This is a genomic window from Rhizobium oryzihabitans (genome assembly GCF_010669145.1).
GTDB classification, from domain to species: Bacteria; Pseudomonadota; Alphaproteobacteria; order Rhizobiales; family Rhizobiaceae; genus Agrobacterium; species Agrobacterium oryzihabitans.
In genome coordinates this window covers 1,046,453-1,063,063 of sequence record NZ_CP048632.1, presented here as the reverse complement: position 1 = coordinate 1,063,063, position 16,611 = coordinate 1,046,453, and the positions used below count along the sequence as shown (strand labels likewise).

Sequence of the window (16,611 nt, the reverse complement as noted above, 5' to 3'; positions counted from 1 at the left end):
GATCCTTTGCAAATACTAAAAGGCCGCTGTTATGCGTTGAATGCATGGCAGCGGCCTTTTCCTGTCTCTGGTGGTGGAGGCGGTTTGCGACTATTTTCATCTCAGAAATTGAAGAGAAGGAAATGCGGCGTGCCGGTGGATGAACACCGATGAGAAACGCCAGTTCCAAACCGAAAGGACCAAAAATCATGTTTACTCCGCTTCGCAAGATCGCCCGTGCCGTTCGTGGCAAGACCACTCAGGAACGCGAATTCGAATATCTCAGCGCCTCCGTGTCGAATGTCGACCTGGAATTCCGCCAGCGCGAAATCGACCGCGGCCTGTTCCGCCGGTAATGCACGCAGCGCATGGCAGCCAATCGCCATGCGTATGGAGCCAGCAGGTGCAGCCGTATCGGCCTGTGTATTGCTGTGTCTCGCAAAACTATGTGAATGCGCGCTTCAAGCGGGCGTCCCAAACTGGTTGACCCAATACGCCGCAAAAAATTCCGGCTCAGTCCCCTGTCGCAATAGGCGACACTAAATTGGGACTGATATCGAAGGCTCGATATTCACTGTATTCGTGACATCCCGCGTCCGTCACGCCGGACTTGATCCGGCATCCAGCCAGCCCAAGTCTTTGGGCTGGAAAGAGTCTTCTCGCCGCGCAGACGCACGTCGGCTGGATTCCGGCTCAAGGCCGGAATGACGGAAGCGGAGAATACACCTGCAAAAGAAATCCCTGCGTCATCTATGATGCTCTTGGCTCAGCCCGGGCGATGAAATAGACTGAGCCCATGCCGTTTCGCCGCCGTGAACCCGTTGGTTTTTCAGAGAAGATTCGCGACCTCTTCTGGCCGCGCACGGGTTTTACCCGTTCGCTGCGCTATATGAAGCTGCGTCTGCTGCGGCTTTCCGCCTCTCCCCATTCCGTCGCCGCCGGTGTCGCCATTGGTGTTGGCGTGGCATGGACGCCGTTTCTCGGTATTCATATCATCATCGCCATGGCGCTTGGCTTCCTCATGCGCGTCAATCTTGTTGCGGCCGCACTCGGCACCACCTTCGCCAATCCGCTGACATTTCCCTTCATATGGGCGTCCACCTGGGAGCTGGGGCATTTCATCCTCGGCCGGCAGAGGGCGGAAAGCGCTGCCCATGTGGATTTCGTTGCGCTATTCAGCCATCTTGAATTCCGGCAGATATGGACGCCGGTGCTGGAACCCATGACCATCGGCGCGATTCTTCCCGCAGCCATCAGCGCCGTCATCGCCTATGTCGCCGTTTATGGCCTCATCAGCGGCTTTCAGCGGCGCAAGATGGAAAATCTTGCGCACCGCGCCGCCAATAAAAATGCCTCTCTGGAGATGTTGAAATGATCATTGGATTGGGTAGCGACCTGATCGACATTCGTCGTGTTGAAAAGTCGATCGATCGTTTCGGCGACCGCTTCACCCATCGCTGTTTTACCGATATCGAGCGGGCCAAATCCGATGGCCGCAGGAACCGCGCCGCGTCCTATGCCAAGCGCTTCGCCGCCAAGGAGGCCTGTTCCAAGGCGCTGGGGACCGGACTTGCGAACGGTGTTTTCTGGAAGGATATGGGCGTCGTTAACCTGCCGGGCGGCAAGCCCACCATGGTTCTGACCAATGGGGCAGGGGAAAGGCTGGCGGCGCTGCTGCCTGCCGGCCACCGCGCCAATATTCACCTGACGATCACGGACGACTTCCCCTATGCTCAGGCATTCGTGATTATCGAGGCGCTTCCCGTGAACGGGTAAGACGCGACGCTGCCGCATTGCCGCTCTATTTGCGGGCGTGTGACAGAAGCGCTTCCCTTCGGGCTGGAAAGGTTCTAGAGAAGTCGCAGAAATATGAAAGCGTTGCCGGCTGCGTAAAAACCGCTTGCCCGCCGCATATGCGATAAAACAACGGCCCGGAGGCCTTCGTGAAACCGAAGAAGCCGGGAAACAATCAGGCAGGTCTTTAAGTGTCCGAAAAAGCTGAAAAGAAGCAGAACGCCCTCTGGGAGAACGTCAAGGTCATCATTCAGGCGCTGCTGCTGGCCATGGTCATCCGCACCGTGCTGTTTCAGCCCTTCACCATCCCCTCCGGCTCGATGATGCCGACGCTTCTGGTTGGCGACTATCTTTTCGTCAACAAGTTCTCCTACGGCTATTCGAAATATTCGCTGCCCTTTTCGCCGAACCTGTTTTCGGGCCGCATTCTCGAATTCAGCAAGCCCAAGCGCGGCGATGTCGTGGTGTTCCGCCTGCCGCCAAATCCTGAAGTGGATTATATCAAGCGTCTGGTGGGCCTGCCGGGCGACCGCATCCAGGTGACGAACGGCGTGCTGTTCATCAACGGCCAGCCGGTGCCGAAGCAGCCCGATGGCACCTTCACCTCCGATTACCGTGCCGATCCGGGCGCCAATGTGCCGGTGTTCCGCGAAACGCTCGACAATGGCGTCACCTACGACACGCTCGACCAGTCGCCCGATTCTCGCGGCGACAACACCCGCGAATTCGTGGTGCCGGAAGGCCATTATTTCATGATGGGCGACAACAGAGACAATTCGCTCGATAGCCGTTTCGACGTCGGTTTTGTGCCGGAAGAAAACCTGATCGGCCGCGCCAGCGTCATCTTCTTCTCGCTGGGCAACGACACGCCGTTCAGCCGCATTTGGGAATGGCCGGCCAACATGCGTTGGGACCGCCTCTTCAAGGTTGTGGAATGAGCAAGACCAAGCCGCTTTCGGCGGACGAGATTTCCCGTCTGGAAGCGTTGATCGGATATGAATTCAAGGAAAAGGCCCGGCTCGACCGGGCCTTGACCCATGCCAGCGCCCGCTCGGCGGCGGCCGGCAATTACGAGCGGCTGGAATTTCTGGGCGACCGTGTCCTCGGCCTCTGCGTCGCGGAATTGCTGTTCTCCACCTTCCGCAACGCCACCGAAGGCGAGCTTTCGGTCCGTCTGAACCAGCTCGTCAGCGCCGAATCCTGCGCCGCGATCGGCGACGAGATGGGCCTGCATAATTTCATCCGCACCGGCTCGGATGTGAAGAAGCTGACCGGCAAGGCGATGCTGAACGTGCGCGCCGATGTGGTCGAAAGCCTGATCGCCACCATCTATCTGGATGGCGGGCTGGAGGCGTCGCGCAAATTCATTCTGAAATACTGGCAGGGCCGCGCAACCAGCGTGGATGCGGGGCGACGCGACGCCAAGACCGAGTTGCAGGAATGGGCGCATGCCAGGTTTGCGACCACGCCCTCTTACCGGGTTGACGATCGTTCCGGACCGGATCACGATCCACGCTTTACGGTGACTGTCGAAATTCCCGGCGTGAAGCCGGAAACCGGTGTCGAGCGCTCCAAGCGCGCGGCCGAACAGGTGGCGGCAACAAGATTGCTGGAACGCGAAGGCGTCTGGCAGAAGACCCCCACCCGGAACTGAGCACCCGGCGAACCGGGTGCTGAAAATCGAGCGCATGGCGGACCCGCGGGCCGCATGTTGAATACCTCTGACCTTGATGGATAACATGACCGATCACGAAAACCCCGCCATTGAAGGCGAAGACAATAACCTTCCGACCCGTTCCGGCTTTGTGGCCCTTATCGGCCCGACCAATGCCGGCAAGTCGACGCTGGTCAACAGGCTGGTGGGCGCCAAGGTCTCGATTGTCAGCCACAAGGTTCAGACGACGCGTGCGGTGATGCGCGGTATCGCCATCCACAAGAACGCGCAGATCGTTTTCATGGACACGCCCGGCATCTTCAAGCCGCGCCGCAGGCTCGACCGCGCCATGGTCACCTCCGCCTGGGGTGGAGCGAAAGATGCCGATCTCATCCTGCTGCTGATCGACAGCGAGCGTGGTCTTAAAGGTGACGCCGAGGCCATTCTCGAAGGCCTGAAGGATGTTCCGCAGAAGAAGATCCTCTGCCTCAACAAGATCGACCAGGTGAAGCGCGAAGATCTTCTGAAGCTTGCCGCCGCCGCCAATGAGACGGTGGCGTTTGACCGCACCTTCATGATTTCGGCCACCAATGGTTCGGGTTGTGAAGACCTGATGGATTATCTGGTGGATGCCCTGCCGGAAGGTCCGTGGTATTACCCGGAAGACCAGATTTCCGATCTGCCGATGCGTCAGCTCGCTGCCGAAATCACCCGCGAGAAGCTGTTCCTGCGCCTGCATCAGGAGCTTCCCTACGCCTCGCATGTCGAGACGGAGAAGTGGGAAGAACGCAAGGACGGCTCGGTACGCATCGAGCAGGTGATCTATGTCGAGCGTGACAGCCAGAAGAAGATTGCACTGGGCAAGAACGGCGACGCCATCAAGGCGATCTCCACCGCCTCGCGCAAGGAACTGTCGGAAATCCTCGAGCAGCCGGTCCACCTTTTCCTCTTCGTCAAGGTGCGCGAGAACTGGGGCGACGACCCCGAGCGTTTCCGGGAAATGGGCCTGGAATTCCCGCGAGGCTGACGCACATCCTCTCCATCCCTCATTCCTGTGACAAGCACAGGAATGAGGGATGTGCGCAAGGTACGCCTCACAAATCTTCAGCCTCCATCGGGAACCGATTGCGTTCGGGCGGGTTGTTCCAAAACAATTGGGCGCAACCTTTTTCGATGACGAGCATTCATGTCGCCAAAAAAACCGAACGGAATTTCCACTACGCCTTGCCAGCACTGTCCCTTGCGCGACCTGCCGCATTTCAGGGATTTTTCATCGCCCGAGTTGGATTTCGTCTCCCGTTTCAAAACGGGGGAGCTGGCGGTTGAAAGCGGCTCCGTCATTCTGATGGAAGGGTCGCACAGCGCCCATCTTTATACCGTGCTGCATGGCTGGGCGTTTCGCTACAAGACGCTGGAAGACGGAAGGCGGCAGATCCTCAATTATGTCATGCCGGGCGATCTGGTCGGCCTCCAGGGCACGGTGATGGGGGAAATGCAGCACTCGGTGGAGGCGCTCTCGCCGGTGACGCTCTGCGTCTTCGAGCGGTCCCGCCTCAACAATCTCTTCACCGATCATCCGACCCTTGCCTATGACCTGACCTGGATTGCGGCAAGCGAGGAGCGCATGCTCGACAACCATCTGCTCAGCATCGGCCGGCGTACCGCGCTGGAACGCGCCGCCTACCTCATCGCCTTCCTTTACAGCAAGGCCAAGGCGGTCAATCTCATCCAGGGGCAAACGCCGATCCCCGTGACCCAGCAGCATGTGGCCGATACGCTCGGCCTCTCCATCGTCCACACCAACAAGACGTTGAGAAAGCTTGTTGATCGCGATCTGATCCGCTGGACGGACAAGGGATGCCTCGTTCTGGACAATGACGGGCTGAGCCATGTGGCCGGTTGGCAAAGCGATGAAAAGCGCCAAAGACCCTTCATCTGATCGTCTTTCGACATGTCTTTTTTAAATGACGGTCCGGCCGTAATTTGCGAATCCTCTCGTGCTATCGCACAAAAGACATTTCGGAGACCGCAGCGGATATCCGGGTGGTTCCCCTCAATTTGAAAGAAGAAAACATATGGTGCCACAACGGTGTGTCATCGTTGAAGATGAGTATCTGGTGGCGCTCGATGTCGAGGCGGTCCTCCAGTCCATCGGCGTCGAAACCATCACGATTGCAACGACACTGGCGCAGGCGAAGGAGACCATCGGGCAGGATGGCGCCGACTGCGTGCTTCTTGATGTCAGCCTTTCCGACGGTAAGAGTTACGATTTCGCGCGTCAGCTGCGCGATCAGGGCATTCCCTTCGGTTTCGTCAGCGGTTACGGGGACACGAGTGGTTTTCCCGATGATCTTGCGGATGCGCCCTTGCTCGGCAAGCCTTTCGGTGAAAGCGAGATTACCGATTTCGTCCTCGGGCTCGTCGGCGCGGCCGGTGCGACGGGTGAGGCCGCAAAAGAATAACGTTTCCCCGCCAGATCGGTTATGATCGGGCCTGAATCGGAATTCGGACACGTTTCATGCAGTGGCAGGACGAGGCAATCATTCTTGGCGTAAAACGTCACGGCGAGACAAGCGTCATCGCCGAGGTGATGACCCGTTCGCGCGGCCGCCATCTGGGGCTGGTGCGCTCGGGGCGGTCCCGCAGCATGCAGCCGGTTCTGCAGGCGGGAAACCGGGTGGATGTCATCTGGCGGGCGCGGCTTGACGACCATCTCGGCGAATTCCGCATCGAGCCGCTGCAATTGCGGGCAGCGCAGCTGATGGAAACGGCAACCGCCGTTTATGGCGTTCAGGCCATGGGCGCGTTGCTGCGCCTCTTGCCGGAGCGTGATCCCCATCCGCACCTCTATCAGGCGCTCGACGTCATTCTCGATAATCTCCATGATCCTGTCGATGCAGGGGAATTGTTCGTGCGCTTCGAGCTGGCGGTGCTGAACGATCTCGGCTTCGGCCTTGATCTCACCGAATGCGCGGCAACGGGCCTGCGCACCGATCTCATCTATGTATCGCCAAAAACGGGCAGGGCGGTCTGCCGTACCGCGGGCGCGCCCTATGCGGAGCGGATGTTGTCATTGCCGGCTTTCTTGAGCGAGGGCCAGTCGAAGGCGGCCGACCGCGATAGCCTCGCGGCCGCCTTCCGCCTCACCGCCCATTTCCTCAACCGGCATGTCTATGATCCGCGCGGCCTCAATGAAAACGCCGCCCGCGACGGTTTCGTGCAGGCGGCGCTGAAGGCGCTGGATCGAAAGGCGCTGCCGCCCACGCTCGATAGAGCCGTATAGCTTCAGGCTATTGCGGGCCGGGGTGCCGGCCGCTCCTGGATGGGCCAGTGCACGATGGCCGCAAAAATCCCCATGCCGACGCCGAGCCACCAGACGAGATCATAGGAGCCGAGCCGGTCGTAAAGAAAGCCGCCGAGCCAGACGCCGAGGAACGAGCCGATCTGGTGCGACAGGAACACGACGCCGCCCAGCATGCCGAGATGGCGGGTGCCGAACATGATCGCCACCAGCGCGTTGGTCGGCGGCACGGTCGAAAGCCAGAGGATGCCCATGACGGCGGCGAAGATGATGACCGAAAGCGGCGACTGCGGCAGAAGCAGGAAGGCGCTGACGGCGATAGAGCGGGCGATATAGATATAGGCCAGCATATAGGGCTTCGAATAACGCTGGGCGATGACGCCTGCCGCCAGCGAGCCGATGATGTTGAAGAAACCGATCAGCGCCATGGCTATCACCGCATAACGCGGCTCGATGCCGATATCGCCGAGATAGGCCGGGAAATGCGCGGTGATGAAGGCCACCTGGAAACCGCAGACGAAGAAGCCGGTGGTCAAAAGCAGATAGCTCTTGTGGCCGAGCGCTTCCCTCAGCGCTTCGCCCGCCGTCTGCTGGAATTGCGTCTGTGACTGGCTGCCGGAAGAGGAGTTGCCGCGCATCGGATAGGCGAGCAGCGGCACGAGCATCATCATCACGGCAAGCCAGACGAGGCTATCAGACCAGCCATAGGTGGAAATCAGGCCCTGGCTGATGGGCGCAAACAGGAACATGCCGGCCGAGCCCGCCGCCGTGCCGATGCCGAAGGCGAGTGAGCGCTGCTGCGGCGTGACGTGGCGTGCGAAGGCAGACAGGATGACGCTGAAGGAACCGGCGGCGATGCCAAGCCCCACAAGAACGCCGCCGCCGAAATGCAGCCAGAAGGGCGAGGTGCCGAAGGACATGCAGATGAGGCCGGCCGCATAGAGGAAGCCGGAAAGCACGAGCACGCGGCCGGTGCCGAACTTGTCGGCGATGGCGCCGAAGAACGGCTGGCCGAGACCCCAGAAGAGGTTCTGCAACGCCATGGCCAGACCGAAGGTGGAGCGGTCCCAGCCGGTATCGGCGAGCATGGGCAGCTGGAAAAAGCCCATGGCTGACCGTGGCCCGAAGGTCATGACCGCAATCAGCGACCCGGCGACGATAATCAGCCAGGGCATCGTCTGGCGTGTGGCTTGCGACATGAAAACTCTCCCGCTGAAGCACCTTGCGGATTGGCGCAAGGCTTGCTGCAGATTCCCCGTTGATGAGAGGAATATTATCTTTTGTCAGGCCGCCCCACTAGCGACTTTTCTTGACGGCATTATTCGTGCGATTGATGAGACGCTCAGGGTTGAATGCCATCGGGTAATATGAGGAAGCGATGAAGCAGAATATTTATGACGACCCGCAGTTTTTCGAGCGCTACAGCGCCATGCCACGCTCGCTTGAAGGGCTGAGGCAGGCGGGCGAATGGCATGAGCTGCGCGCCATGTTGCCCACGCTGAAAGACAGGACCGTTCTCGATCTCGGTTGCGGTTTCGGCTGGCATTGCCGTTATGCGGCGGAAGAGGGCGCGGCGCATGTCGTCGGTGTCGATCTTTCGGAGAACATGCTGCGCCGTGCAGCCGAGATAAACGGCGGACCCGGTATCGAATATCGCCGCGCCGCGATCGAGGATATCGACTTTGCGCCTGATAGTTTTGATCTGGTGCTGAGTTCGCTCGCCTTGCATTACGTCCGCGATCTCGACGCGGCCTTCGCGAAGGTTTTCACCGTCCTGAAATCCGGCGGCGACTTCGTCTTTTCCATCGAGCATCCCGTATTCACGGCGCTGGACAAACAGGACTGGTTCTACGGCGAGGACGGCGAAATCCTGCATTGGCCGCTCGATAATTATCAGAACGAAGGCGTACGCCATTCCAACTGGATGGCGGATGATGTCGTCAAATATCACCGCACGGTGTCAGGCATTCTCAACGCCCTGCTGGCGGCTGGCTTTACGATCACGCGGCTGGCGGAACCAAGGCCCGATCCCGCTCTGCTGGCGGAGCGCCCGGACATGAAACATGAAGACCGCCGCCCGATTTTCCTGATCGTCGGTGCACGTAAAGCGTGACATAGCTGGTGCGTTGTACCGCCGGCTTGCACGAAGATTGAGATCGGCGCGTCAGGCTCGAAGCTTGCCGTTGTCCATAGTGCTCCCGTCCTCTCCTCATCTCTGTGCTTGTCACAGAGATCCAGCCAGCCCAAGTCCTTGGGCTGAAAAGAGTCCTCTCGCCGCGCAGACGCGCGTCGGCTGGATTCCTGTGACGAGCACAGGAATGAGGGAGCGAGGGTGTGCCGGCGTATGAGAACACCGCGCCGTTTGCTGTGGATTCCGTTTGAACCGGACCGACTTACCGCCGCTTGATCGCCCAGCCGTCCGGCCGTTCCTCGACCACCTTTGCCACATCGCCAACAGCTAGCCTGCCTTCGCCGCGCGGCGTGACATTCCAGCCGAAGAGCGGGCCAGGTACACGCCGGTCACCGGACATGCGGATGCGGCCCATGGCCTTCATGGGAGAGGGCACATCGCGGGAACCGGTTGTCTGGTCCTGCGTGGTCATGATGCAGCGGGCGCAGGGTTTGACGAGGTCGAAACGGATGCCACCGATCTCGATGGCCGCCCAGCGATCCTCCGCCCACGGCTCGTCCGTTTCCAGCACGATATTGGGCCGGAACCGCTCCATCCCGACGGCGTCCTCGCCATTGTCGCGCATATTGTCGTTAAGGGCTGCAAGCGAGGCGGTGGTGGTGACGAGGATCTGATAACCGTCGGCGAAAGTGACGGGCGTTTCGTTACCGGTCCATTCGAGGCTTGCAATGCGTCTGGAGGCGTCGTCGAAGAACACCAGCTTCACCTCGCGCCCCAGCCAGGTCGAAAGCGTGTCGTTGGTTTCGTCATCGGCAATATTGGCGCTGACGATCGATTTCCACACCGCCACATCCATGCGCTCTCCGGAAGGTTGCGCGAAAATCTCGCTGCCCGCTTCTCTCGAAAGCGCCATGCCGCCATTCTCATGGCGTGCCAGAATAGTGGCGATATCAGGCAATTCGCGCTGGGTGATGAAGTGGCCGGAAGGATCGGTCAGCATGGCGCGGCGGTCGCCGGGCAGGCCTTCCGCCGAGACATCGCTTTGCGAGAGGACGATGCCGCGCCCGCTCTTCAGCGGGTAGATGTTGAGTTCGGTCACACGCATGTCGCGTCTCCTCAGATTTCGTCGAGAAACAGGTCCAGCACCTGTTGCAGGCGTTCATGGCGGGCCTTTGCCAGTTCTCGCCCCGTTTCGGTGCGGAAACCGTCCACAAGCTTGAACAGCTTCGTTTCGAAATGGTCGATGGCAAAGGCGCGGTCGTCAAGCGGGCGGTCCTTGGCCAGCGGATCGGCCGGATCATAAAGCGCCGACCCCATGCGCCCGGCGATATAAAAGCACCGGGCTGCCCCCACCATGCCAATGGCGTCCAGCCGGTCGGCATCCTGCAGGATTTTTGCTTCCAGCGTCTGCGGTTCGATATTGGCGGAAAAACTATGGGTGGTGATGGCATGCGCGGCGGCGTCAATGTCGACCTGCCGCCAGCCAAGCCCGGCCAGAATGCCGGCAGCTTTCTCCGCCGCCAGCCGCGATGCCTGCGCGCGAAGCGGCGAGTTCTTCTCCACCGCCACGCAATCATGCAAAAGCACGCTGGCAGCCAGCACCGTGCCATCGCCACCTTCGCCCGCATGGATGCGCATGGCGTTGCGGAAGACCCGGTGAATATGGGCAAGATCATGCGAGCCATCGCCCGCATCGGCGGCGTGCGGTATCAGTTCCTGCGCAAGCGCCTCAAAAGGCGCGAAAGCCTCGGCCGCGATCATGCCTGCGGCTTCCGGGTGAGGATTTTCTGGTAGAACAGGCCGATGCCGATCAGCACCGCGCCAAGCCCGATGAAGGACAGCGCCCGCAGCACGCCTTCAAGATTGCTCATGTCGATCAGGAAGGCCTTGGCGACGGAGATCAACACGAATGCGGCGGAGGCCAGACGCAGGCTGCGGGCATTGAAGCGCGAGCCGACGATGAGCAGCAGCACGCCGATCAGCAGCCACACCACCGAATAGCTATACGTTTCACCCTGCAGGAAGCCCTTCCAGTCAGCAATATTTTCGCCCTGCCAGAAGCGGCGGACCGAAAGTGTGGCCCAGGCGAAACCGAGTGCCGCACCCGCCACCGCCAGCAGGCTGACATAAGCGGCGGGCCGTTTGCCGCGCGCATACCAGGCAAGACCGCCATAGGCGAGCGCCGGCAACAGATAGCCGATCAGCAACAGATTGAGGAATGGGATGCGGCCGGTATTTTCGCCGGTGAAATAGGGATTGAGCGTGAAGAAATGCATCGTCAGCACGTTGATGACGGCGATCACGCCGGCAATCATCGAGCCGTAACGGAAGACGGGGCTGGGGCTCTTGAGATCCAGCGTCATCAGCACGCCTGAGAAACCGATGGTCAGCAGCGTATAGATCGACTGTTCGCCGAGCGTCGGCACGCTGTCATTGAGAGTGCCGCCATTCATCGCATGGCGGATGAGGATGGCGACCGCCAGCAGACCCATGACGCTGGCGATGGCCTGCAGGAAGTTCTTTGCCCGGACGTTCGGCCAGTCGCGCAGCATCCAGGCGGAGACGATGGCGAGCAGGGCCGGAATGCCATAACCCGGCAGCAGCGCGTTGAAGACCGGTGTGGGCCCAAGATTTTGCGGTCCGACAATGGTGGGTTCCCAGGCGATGCGGCCAAGAACGGCAACACTTGCCACCGCCATCACCCAGGGCAGAATATCCCAGTTGCGATGGCGGGTCGCCAGCACATAACCGAAGCCGATGACGGAGAGCAGCACGGTTGTGGCGAGCCCCTCCGTCAGCGTGTGCAGGCAAAGCGCGAAGGCGGCAAACGAGCCGAGCACGAGGATGTTGAGCGGTTTGCGATAGGCCTCATTGTTCTGCCGATGCAGCCATTCCGCGCCGGCGATCAGCACGAGGCCGAGGCCAAGACCATAGGCCGCATGCAGCCAGTCACGGCCGAGATTGCCATATTCGACGAAGCTTGCCGTGCCGAGCCAGACCGGGAAAAGCGCTGCAATCCCCGCCCAGAGCTGGGCGAAATCCGGATCATCCGCGCCCTTGCGTTTCAGGAACGAGAAAGCGCAGAGGAGAAGGATGGCGCCAAGGCCGAGCGCCATGGCGATGGCTGCGGTGTAGCCCGTTCCGACGGGAGGAAGCGTGACGGCGGTATCATTTATCAGGCCGATGAAATCGATACCCTGCCGCGACATCAGGGAGACCGCAGCCTGTGCGCCGAGTGCGGCGATAATGGCCGGCCACACCGCATTGTGTCGCGCAGCGCCAAGGGCGGCAAGCGTTGCGATGAGTGCGGAAACGACGAGGGCCGGATGGGTGTCGATGCTGCCATCGGTGAAGAGGAAGCCGATTGCCGGCAGGATCACGGCCATCGAGACAGTGAGGCTGATGGCAAGCGACGGGCGCAACAAAAGCCGCATGGCGCGAATGGCGCGCCGCTCAGGCGTGGCGGCCTCGTTTTCCTCGGCGGGCGGCGTGTCGAAGTGCCGTCCCGGCCAGAGGAAGAGGGTGCCGGCCAGCATGACGAGCAGGGACAGTGTCGGCGGATCGGCCTCGATCGTTTCGGAAAAAGCGATATAGCCGAGCACCCAAAGGCCGAGACCCGCATTGGCAAGCGAGGGAACCACGGTCCAGCCCTGCCTGCGCGCGGCCGCCGCGGTGGCGAGCCACGAGATCGTCAGGAAAACAAACAGCGCCCAGATATTCGGTGTTTCGCTGGAAATCAGCGCCGGCGTCAGCATCGACCCCAACAGGCCGAGACCCGCGAGCGCCTGTCCGTGCAGAAGCGACAGGCCGATGGTGGCGAAGGCGACGAGCCCAAGTAGAATGAAGGCGGTGCCGGAGCCGATATAGTCATAAATGCCATAGGCCGCATAAACCACGCCGAACAGCGTCAAGGCACCGGCGGCCGTCAGCACGCCCGGTATCATGGCGTTGGCGTAAGTGGTGGCGATGCCCGGCACAGCCTTGCGGCGGATCGCCTCACCGGCAAGGCCAAGAACGAGACCGAAAATGGCGGCGAGCGAAAGCCGAACGGCCGGGCTCAGGAGCCCCGCTTCGATGGAATATTTGACAAGGAAAATGCCGCCGAGCGCCAGCGCCAGACCGCCAGCCCAGACGGCCCAGCGTGCGCCGAGCAGGCTTTCGAAGCTTTCCTTCGTTTCCGGTGTGGATGCAGCCTCACGCGCAAGCACGCGCTCTTCTTCCTTGCTGGCAAGGTCTTCCGCCTCCGCCATGGCGGCGGCCACTTCCGCTTCGGACGGGTGTTCGGCCTGGAAGGCTGCGTCTTCCTCAGAGGCCACGCTTTCCTCTTCCGCGTCGAAATCCGCTCTCTCCGCCGAATCGGCCGTCTCCGCCTGCGCTGCCACAGGGGCGGCCACCCCGGCCGCCATCAGCCGCTTGAGGCTGACAACCTCGCGTTCGAGAGACTTGATTCGGCTTGAATTGCGGATGCTTGCGACCAGCGTGTAGATGAAGGCCGCGATGACGGCGAGGATAAGCAGCGGGATTTCCAAACAGAACTCTCCAATTACGAAGCTGTTTTTAAAGCCCTTTTGGCGAATTTATGCAAGGCCCGGTTGATGAATGGCTGGGCCGCCGGGGAGTAAGCGTGTGCCGCTTGTTTCTTCTCCCCGCCGGGGAGAAGTCCGCGGCAGCGGGATGAGGGGGTGACGGTAGAGATATTCGGAAACGTCGCCCCCTCATCCGACCCTTCGGGCCACCTTCTCCCCGGCGGGGAGAAGAAACCAAGAGGCGACGCTGTATCTTCAGATGGTCACGCCGCAAGCCAGCGCCGCGCCGCCTCGATATCTGCAAGCCCAAGCTCGTGTCCGTCATCCACCATTTCCACCCCGGCCTGCGCGCCGCTGCAGGAAATCCTGTCTCGCAGCTCCGTCGCCTTGTCGCGATATTTATCGCGTTCGCCGGCCACAAGCAGGAAGTTCCGCCCGGAAAGATCGGTTTCCGGCCAGGTCTCTAGAACCGGCATCGGCCGATAGAGCAGCGCGTCTCCGGCAAGCTCCGGATAAAGCGCTGCAAAGGCGGTATAGAAATTCGCGCCATTGGAATGGCCGACAAAACGAAGCCTCGAACGATCAAGGCCATAGGACCGGATCGCGCCATCCACAAAGGCGGCAAAGGCTTCCGCCTCCGTGACGATATCCTTCTGGTCGAAGCTGAAATCGGGATAGCGGCGGAACCAGCGGGCGATGTCCTCTTCCGTGCTGCGGCCGCGAACGCCGAGAAGCGTGGCACCCGGCGCCGCCCGGTGCGCCAGCGGCATCAGGCTCGTCTCGCTGCCGCCGGAACCGTGCAGCAGGATGAGGGTGCTACCGTCAGGTTTTTCGGGCGTGTAGAAGCGGTGCACGAAAGGCAGGTCGCGATAGACGATACGCTCTTCGCCGGGCATCGAGAATTGCGGCAGCGCGACGCGCACATCCGCCTCATCCTTCATGAAAAGCGGCGGAATGAACAGCTTTTCGCCAAGCGCTTCCAGGGGTTCGTCAACGGTCATGCCGGGCGCGTCGGTCGCCATTTCGATCAGCACTCCACCCGGTTCGCGGACATAAAGCGAGTGGAAATATTTCCGGTCATGGGCATTGGTGGTGCTGGAATTCAACGATTTCAGCTCACCCAGCACGGCGTTCAGCTCGTCCAGATCCTGTGCGCGGAAAGCGATATGATCGACGGTGCCGGTGCCCGGTGCGCTGGACCAGAAGCCGGTGGCGTCACGCACGTCGATGATGTCATCGCTTTTCGAAACGAGCCGGCGGATAGCGCCCGTCTGGCTTTCCTGCTGGTAACCGAAATATTTTGTGAGGAAAGCCACCGTTTCTTCCGGCACCTCGCTCAGCACGGTTGCGCCATAGATGCGGCGAATGGCGTCTTCTGCCGGAATGTCGTTGGTTACATGCGGCGTGGCATCGGGGAAGGCGTGGGTGCCGACCAGCTTGACGATGAGGCCATCAGGGTCTTTCAACCGGATGACCGGGGTGCTGAATTCGTCGGATGGTCCCTCGGCGCGGATGCCGAATTTCAGCGCCCGCGTCAGCCAGAAACCGATGCTGGCGGGATCGATCGCCAGTGAGACCTCCAGCGTCTGGCCATAACCCACACGGCCCTGGCCACCATCTTCCCAGACCAGAAAGGTCAGCAGGGAACCGGGTGAGGCGATATCGTCGCCATAGAGCAGATGAAGCTGCATCGCGTCTTCGAAGCCCGCCGTGCGCTTGGCCAGCCTTAAGCCGAGGAAGCCGGCGTAAAAATCGACATTCGCCTGCACCTTCCGGGTGATCATGGTGATGTGGTGTATGCCCAGTGCAGAATTCATCGTGCCGTCCCGTCGTTTTGCCTGCCATTCGTGGCTCTATTTGTCTTACCCTGCACCTGATCCGCAACCCCGGCAAATGAGAACGCTGTGTTCTCTGCATGAACGGAATTGCCCTGGCTTCGTTGCATGCGAGATGGGCAGAGATAGGGCTTTTTGCCTCCATATCAATCAATGATGCATATAAAATAAGCATACAAAATAACGGCTATTTTGTATGCAATTTTATCTTGCCTTGAGGGCTGGAATTGGGTCTTATGCAACCAATCCAACAAAACCATCAGGGGAATAGATGATGTTAACGCGCAGGTTGTTGTCCAGGGCTCTGGCCATTGCCGCTGTCTCCGCCGCTGCCGGATTTACGTTGCCCGTAACGGGTGCTCATGCCGAAACGCCGGTGAAATTCACGCTCGACTGGAAGTTCGAAGGTCCCGCCGCCGGCTTCCTGCTGGCGCTCGACAAGGGATACTTCAAGGCTGAAGGCCTCGACGTGACGATCGACAGCGGCAACGGCTCGGTGGAGGCCATTCCGCGCGTGGCGACCGGCGCTTACCAGATGGGTTTCGGCGACATCAATTCGGTGATGAAGTTCCTCGACGAGGATCCGAGCCAGAAGATCAAGGCTGTCTACATGGTCTATGAACGCCCGACATTTGCCGTTGTCGGCCGCAAGTCGCTCGGCGTCACCGGCGATCCGAAGTCGCTGGAAGGCAAGAAGCTCGGCGCGCCGCCGCCGGATGGCGCCTTTGCGCAATGGCCTGCCTTTAAACAGGTCGCCGGGCTTGATGACAGCAAGATCAAGATCGAATCGATCGGCTTCCCGGTGCGTGAGCCGATGCTGGCCAAGGGCGATGTCGATGCCGTTTTCGGTTTTGCCTTTTCGGTGATCCTCAACTTGAAGAAGCAGGGCATTGCCGATGACGATATCTCGACCATTCTAATGGCCGAGCACGGCTTGAATCTTTATGGCAATGCGGTGCTGGTAAACACTGATTTCGCTGAGAAAAACCCCGATGCCGTCAAGGGTTTCCTGAAGGCGCTGGCCAAGGGCTTCGCCGATTCCGTCAAGACCCCGGAAGAGGGTGTGGCGGCCGTGCTCAAGCGCAACGAAACGCTCGACAGCGCCATCGAGCTCGAACGCCTCAACATGGCCAACAGCATGAACATCAAGACGCCCTATGTGGTGGAAAATGGCATGGGCGGCGTCGATCCGGCCAGGCTCGCCGCTTCCGTCGAGACGCTGAAAGTCTCGCTTGGCCTCAAGGGTAACGTCAAGGCGGATCAGGTCTTTGACGCGACCTACCTCCCGGCCAAGGAAGAGCGCATGCTTCCCTGAGGGGATTTGTGGGGCCTGTTTGGCGCCTGGAGTGGTGGAGTTTCTCCACGTCATCCTCGCCCTTGAGGCGAGGATC

General features: G+C 60.4%; 16 protein-coding genes. 11 read left to right on the top strand and 5 right to left on the bottom strand.

All coding sequences use genetic code 11. The features are described 5' to 3' along the window. Window positions 1–188: 188 nt before the first annotated feature. The 9 genes from G3A56_RS05680 (at window position 189) to recO (ending at window position 6,710) form a co-directional block, all read left to right on the top strand. Complete coding sequence (locus G3A56_RS05680) at window positions 189–335, top strand: DUF3563 domain-containing protein (protein WP_162180472.1); 147 nt, start codon at window positions 189–191, stop codon at window positions 333–335. A gap of 440 nt (window positions 336–775) precedes the next feature. Next, complete coding sequence (locus G3A56_RS05675) at window positions 776–1,354, top strand: DUF2062 domain-containing protein (protein WP_080833988.1); 579 nt, start codon at window positions 776–778, stop codon at window positions 1,352–1,354. Further along, window positions 1,351–1,755, top strand: coding sequence for a holo-ACP synthase (gene acpS, locus G3A56_RS05670; RefSeq protein ID WP_035218058.1), 405 nt, complete (start codon window positions 1,351–1,353; stop codon window positions 1,753–1,755). Before G3A56_RS05675 ends, acpS begins: the two co-directional genes overlap by 4 nt. A gap of 209 nt (window positions 1,756–1,964) precedes the next feature. Then, the gene (lepB, locus tag G3A56_RS05665) at window positions 1,965–2,711 is read left to right on the top strand and encodes a signal peptidase I (RefSeq protein WP_003496938.1); all 747 of its coding nucleotides are present in this window, start codon (window positions 1,965–1,967) and stop codon (window positions 2,709–2,711) included. Then, window positions 2,708–3,427 carry a ribonuclease III gene (gene rnc / locus G3A56_RS05660; protein ID WP_082184019.1) on the top strand — a complete coding sequence of 240 codons (720 nt, stop codon included), beginning with the start codon at window positions 2,708–2,710 and terminating at the stop codon, window positions 3,425–3,427. The genes lepB and rnc overlap by 4 nt, the downstream gene beginning before the upstream one ends. 85 nt (window positions 3,428–3,512) lie before the next feature. Next, window positions 3,513–4,454 carry a GTPase Era gene (gene era, locus G3A56_RS05655; RefSeq protein WP_082184639.1) on the top strand — a complete coding sequence of 314 codons (942 nt, stop codon included), beginning with the start codon at window positions 3,513–3,515 and terminating at the stop codon, window positions 4,452–4,454. Window positions 4,455–4,613: 159 nt separating this feature from the next. Continuing rightward, a complete protein-coding gene (locus G3A56_RS05650; protein ID WP_003496932.1) occupies window positions 4,614–5,366 on the top strand; it encodes a Crp/Fnr family transcriptional regulator in 753 nt (250 codons plus the stop codon). A 136-nt stretch (window positions 5,367–5,502) separates the two neighbouring features. Next, window positions 5,503–5,889 (top strand): response regulator, encoded by a 387-nt coding sequence (locus G3A56_RS05645; RefSeq protein ID WP_082184020.1) that lies wholly within the window; start codon window positions 5,503–5,505, stop codon window positions 5,887–5,889. A gap of 56 nt (window positions 5,890–5,945) precedes the next feature. Further along, on the top strand, window positions 5,946–6,710 hold the full coding sequence (recO, locus tag G3A56_RS05640) for a DNA repair protein RecO (protein ID WP_082184021.1): 765 nt from the start codon (window positions 5,946–5,948) through the stop codon (window positions 6,708–6,710). A 2-nt stretch (window positions 6,711–6,712) separates the two neighbouring features. On the opposite strand, the gene G3A56_RS05635 is transcribed toward recO, so the two are convergent. Beyond that, the gene (locus tag G3A56_RS05635; RefSeq protein ID WP_082184022.1) at window positions 6,713–7,927 is read right to left on the bottom strand and encodes an MFS transporter; all 1,215 of its coding nucleotides are present in this window, start codon (window positions 7,925–7,927) and stop codon (window positions 6,713–6,715) included. A gap of 179 nt (window positions 7,928–8,106) precedes the next feature. On the opposite strand from G3A56_RS05635, the gene G3A56_RS05630 reads away from it, so the two are divergent. Then, the gene (locus G3A56_RS05630; RefSeq protein WP_082184023.1) at window positions 8,107–8,841 is read left to right on the top strand and encodes a class I SAM-dependent methyltransferase; all 735 of its coding nucleotides are present in this window, start codon (window positions 8,107–8,109) and stop codon (window positions 8,839–8,841) included. A 280-nt stretch (window positions 8,842–9,121) separates the two neighbouring features. Here the strand turns inward: G3A56_RS05630 and G3A56_RS05625 are convergent, their stop codons facing one another. From G3A56_RS05625 to G3A56_RS05610, 4 genes are all read right to left on the bottom strand, one after another. Continuing rightward, the gene (locus G3A56_RS05625) at window positions 9,122–9,964 is read right to left on the bottom strand and encodes an MOSC domain-containing protein (RefSeq protein ID WP_082184024.1); all 843 of its coding nucleotides are present in this window, start codon (window positions 9,962–9,964) and stop codon (window positions 9,122–9,124) included. 11 nt (window positions 9,965–9,975) lie between these two features. Next, the gene (locus tag G3A56_RS05620) at window positions 9,976–10,620 is read right to left on the bottom strand and encodes an HD domain-containing protein (RefSeq protein WP_082184025.1); all 645 of its coding nucleotides are present in this window, start codon (window positions 10,618–10,620) and stop codon (window positions 9,976–9,978) included. Next, window positions 10,617–13,388, bottom strand: a complete 2,772-nt coding sequence (locus G3A56_RS05615) for a DUF2339 domain-containing protein (protein WP_164056203.1) — start codon at window positions 13,386–13,388, stop codon at window positions 10,617–10,619. The genes G3A56_RS05620 and G3A56_RS05615 overlap by 4 nt, the downstream gene beginning before the upstream one ends. Before the next feature lie 260 nt (window positions 13,389–13,648). Beyond that, window positions 13,649–15,202: a VOC family protein gene (locus tag G3A56_RS05610; protein WP_082184026.1), complete on the bottom strand. Its 1,554-nt coding sequence runs from the start codon at window positions 15,200–15,202 to the stop codon at window positions 13,649–13,651. Between the two features lie 289 nt (window positions 15,203–15,491). Here G3A56_RS05610 and G3A56_RS05605 point away from each other — a divergent pair, with 289 nt between their 5' ends. Then, the gene (locus G3A56_RS05605; RefSeq protein WP_082184027.1) at window positions 15,492–16,535 is read left to right on the top strand and encodes an ABC transporter substrate-binding protein; all 1,044 of its coding nucleotides are present in this window, start codon (window positions 15,492–15,494) and stop codon (window positions 16,533–16,535) included. Window positions 16,536–16,611 lie beyond the last annotated feature (76 nt).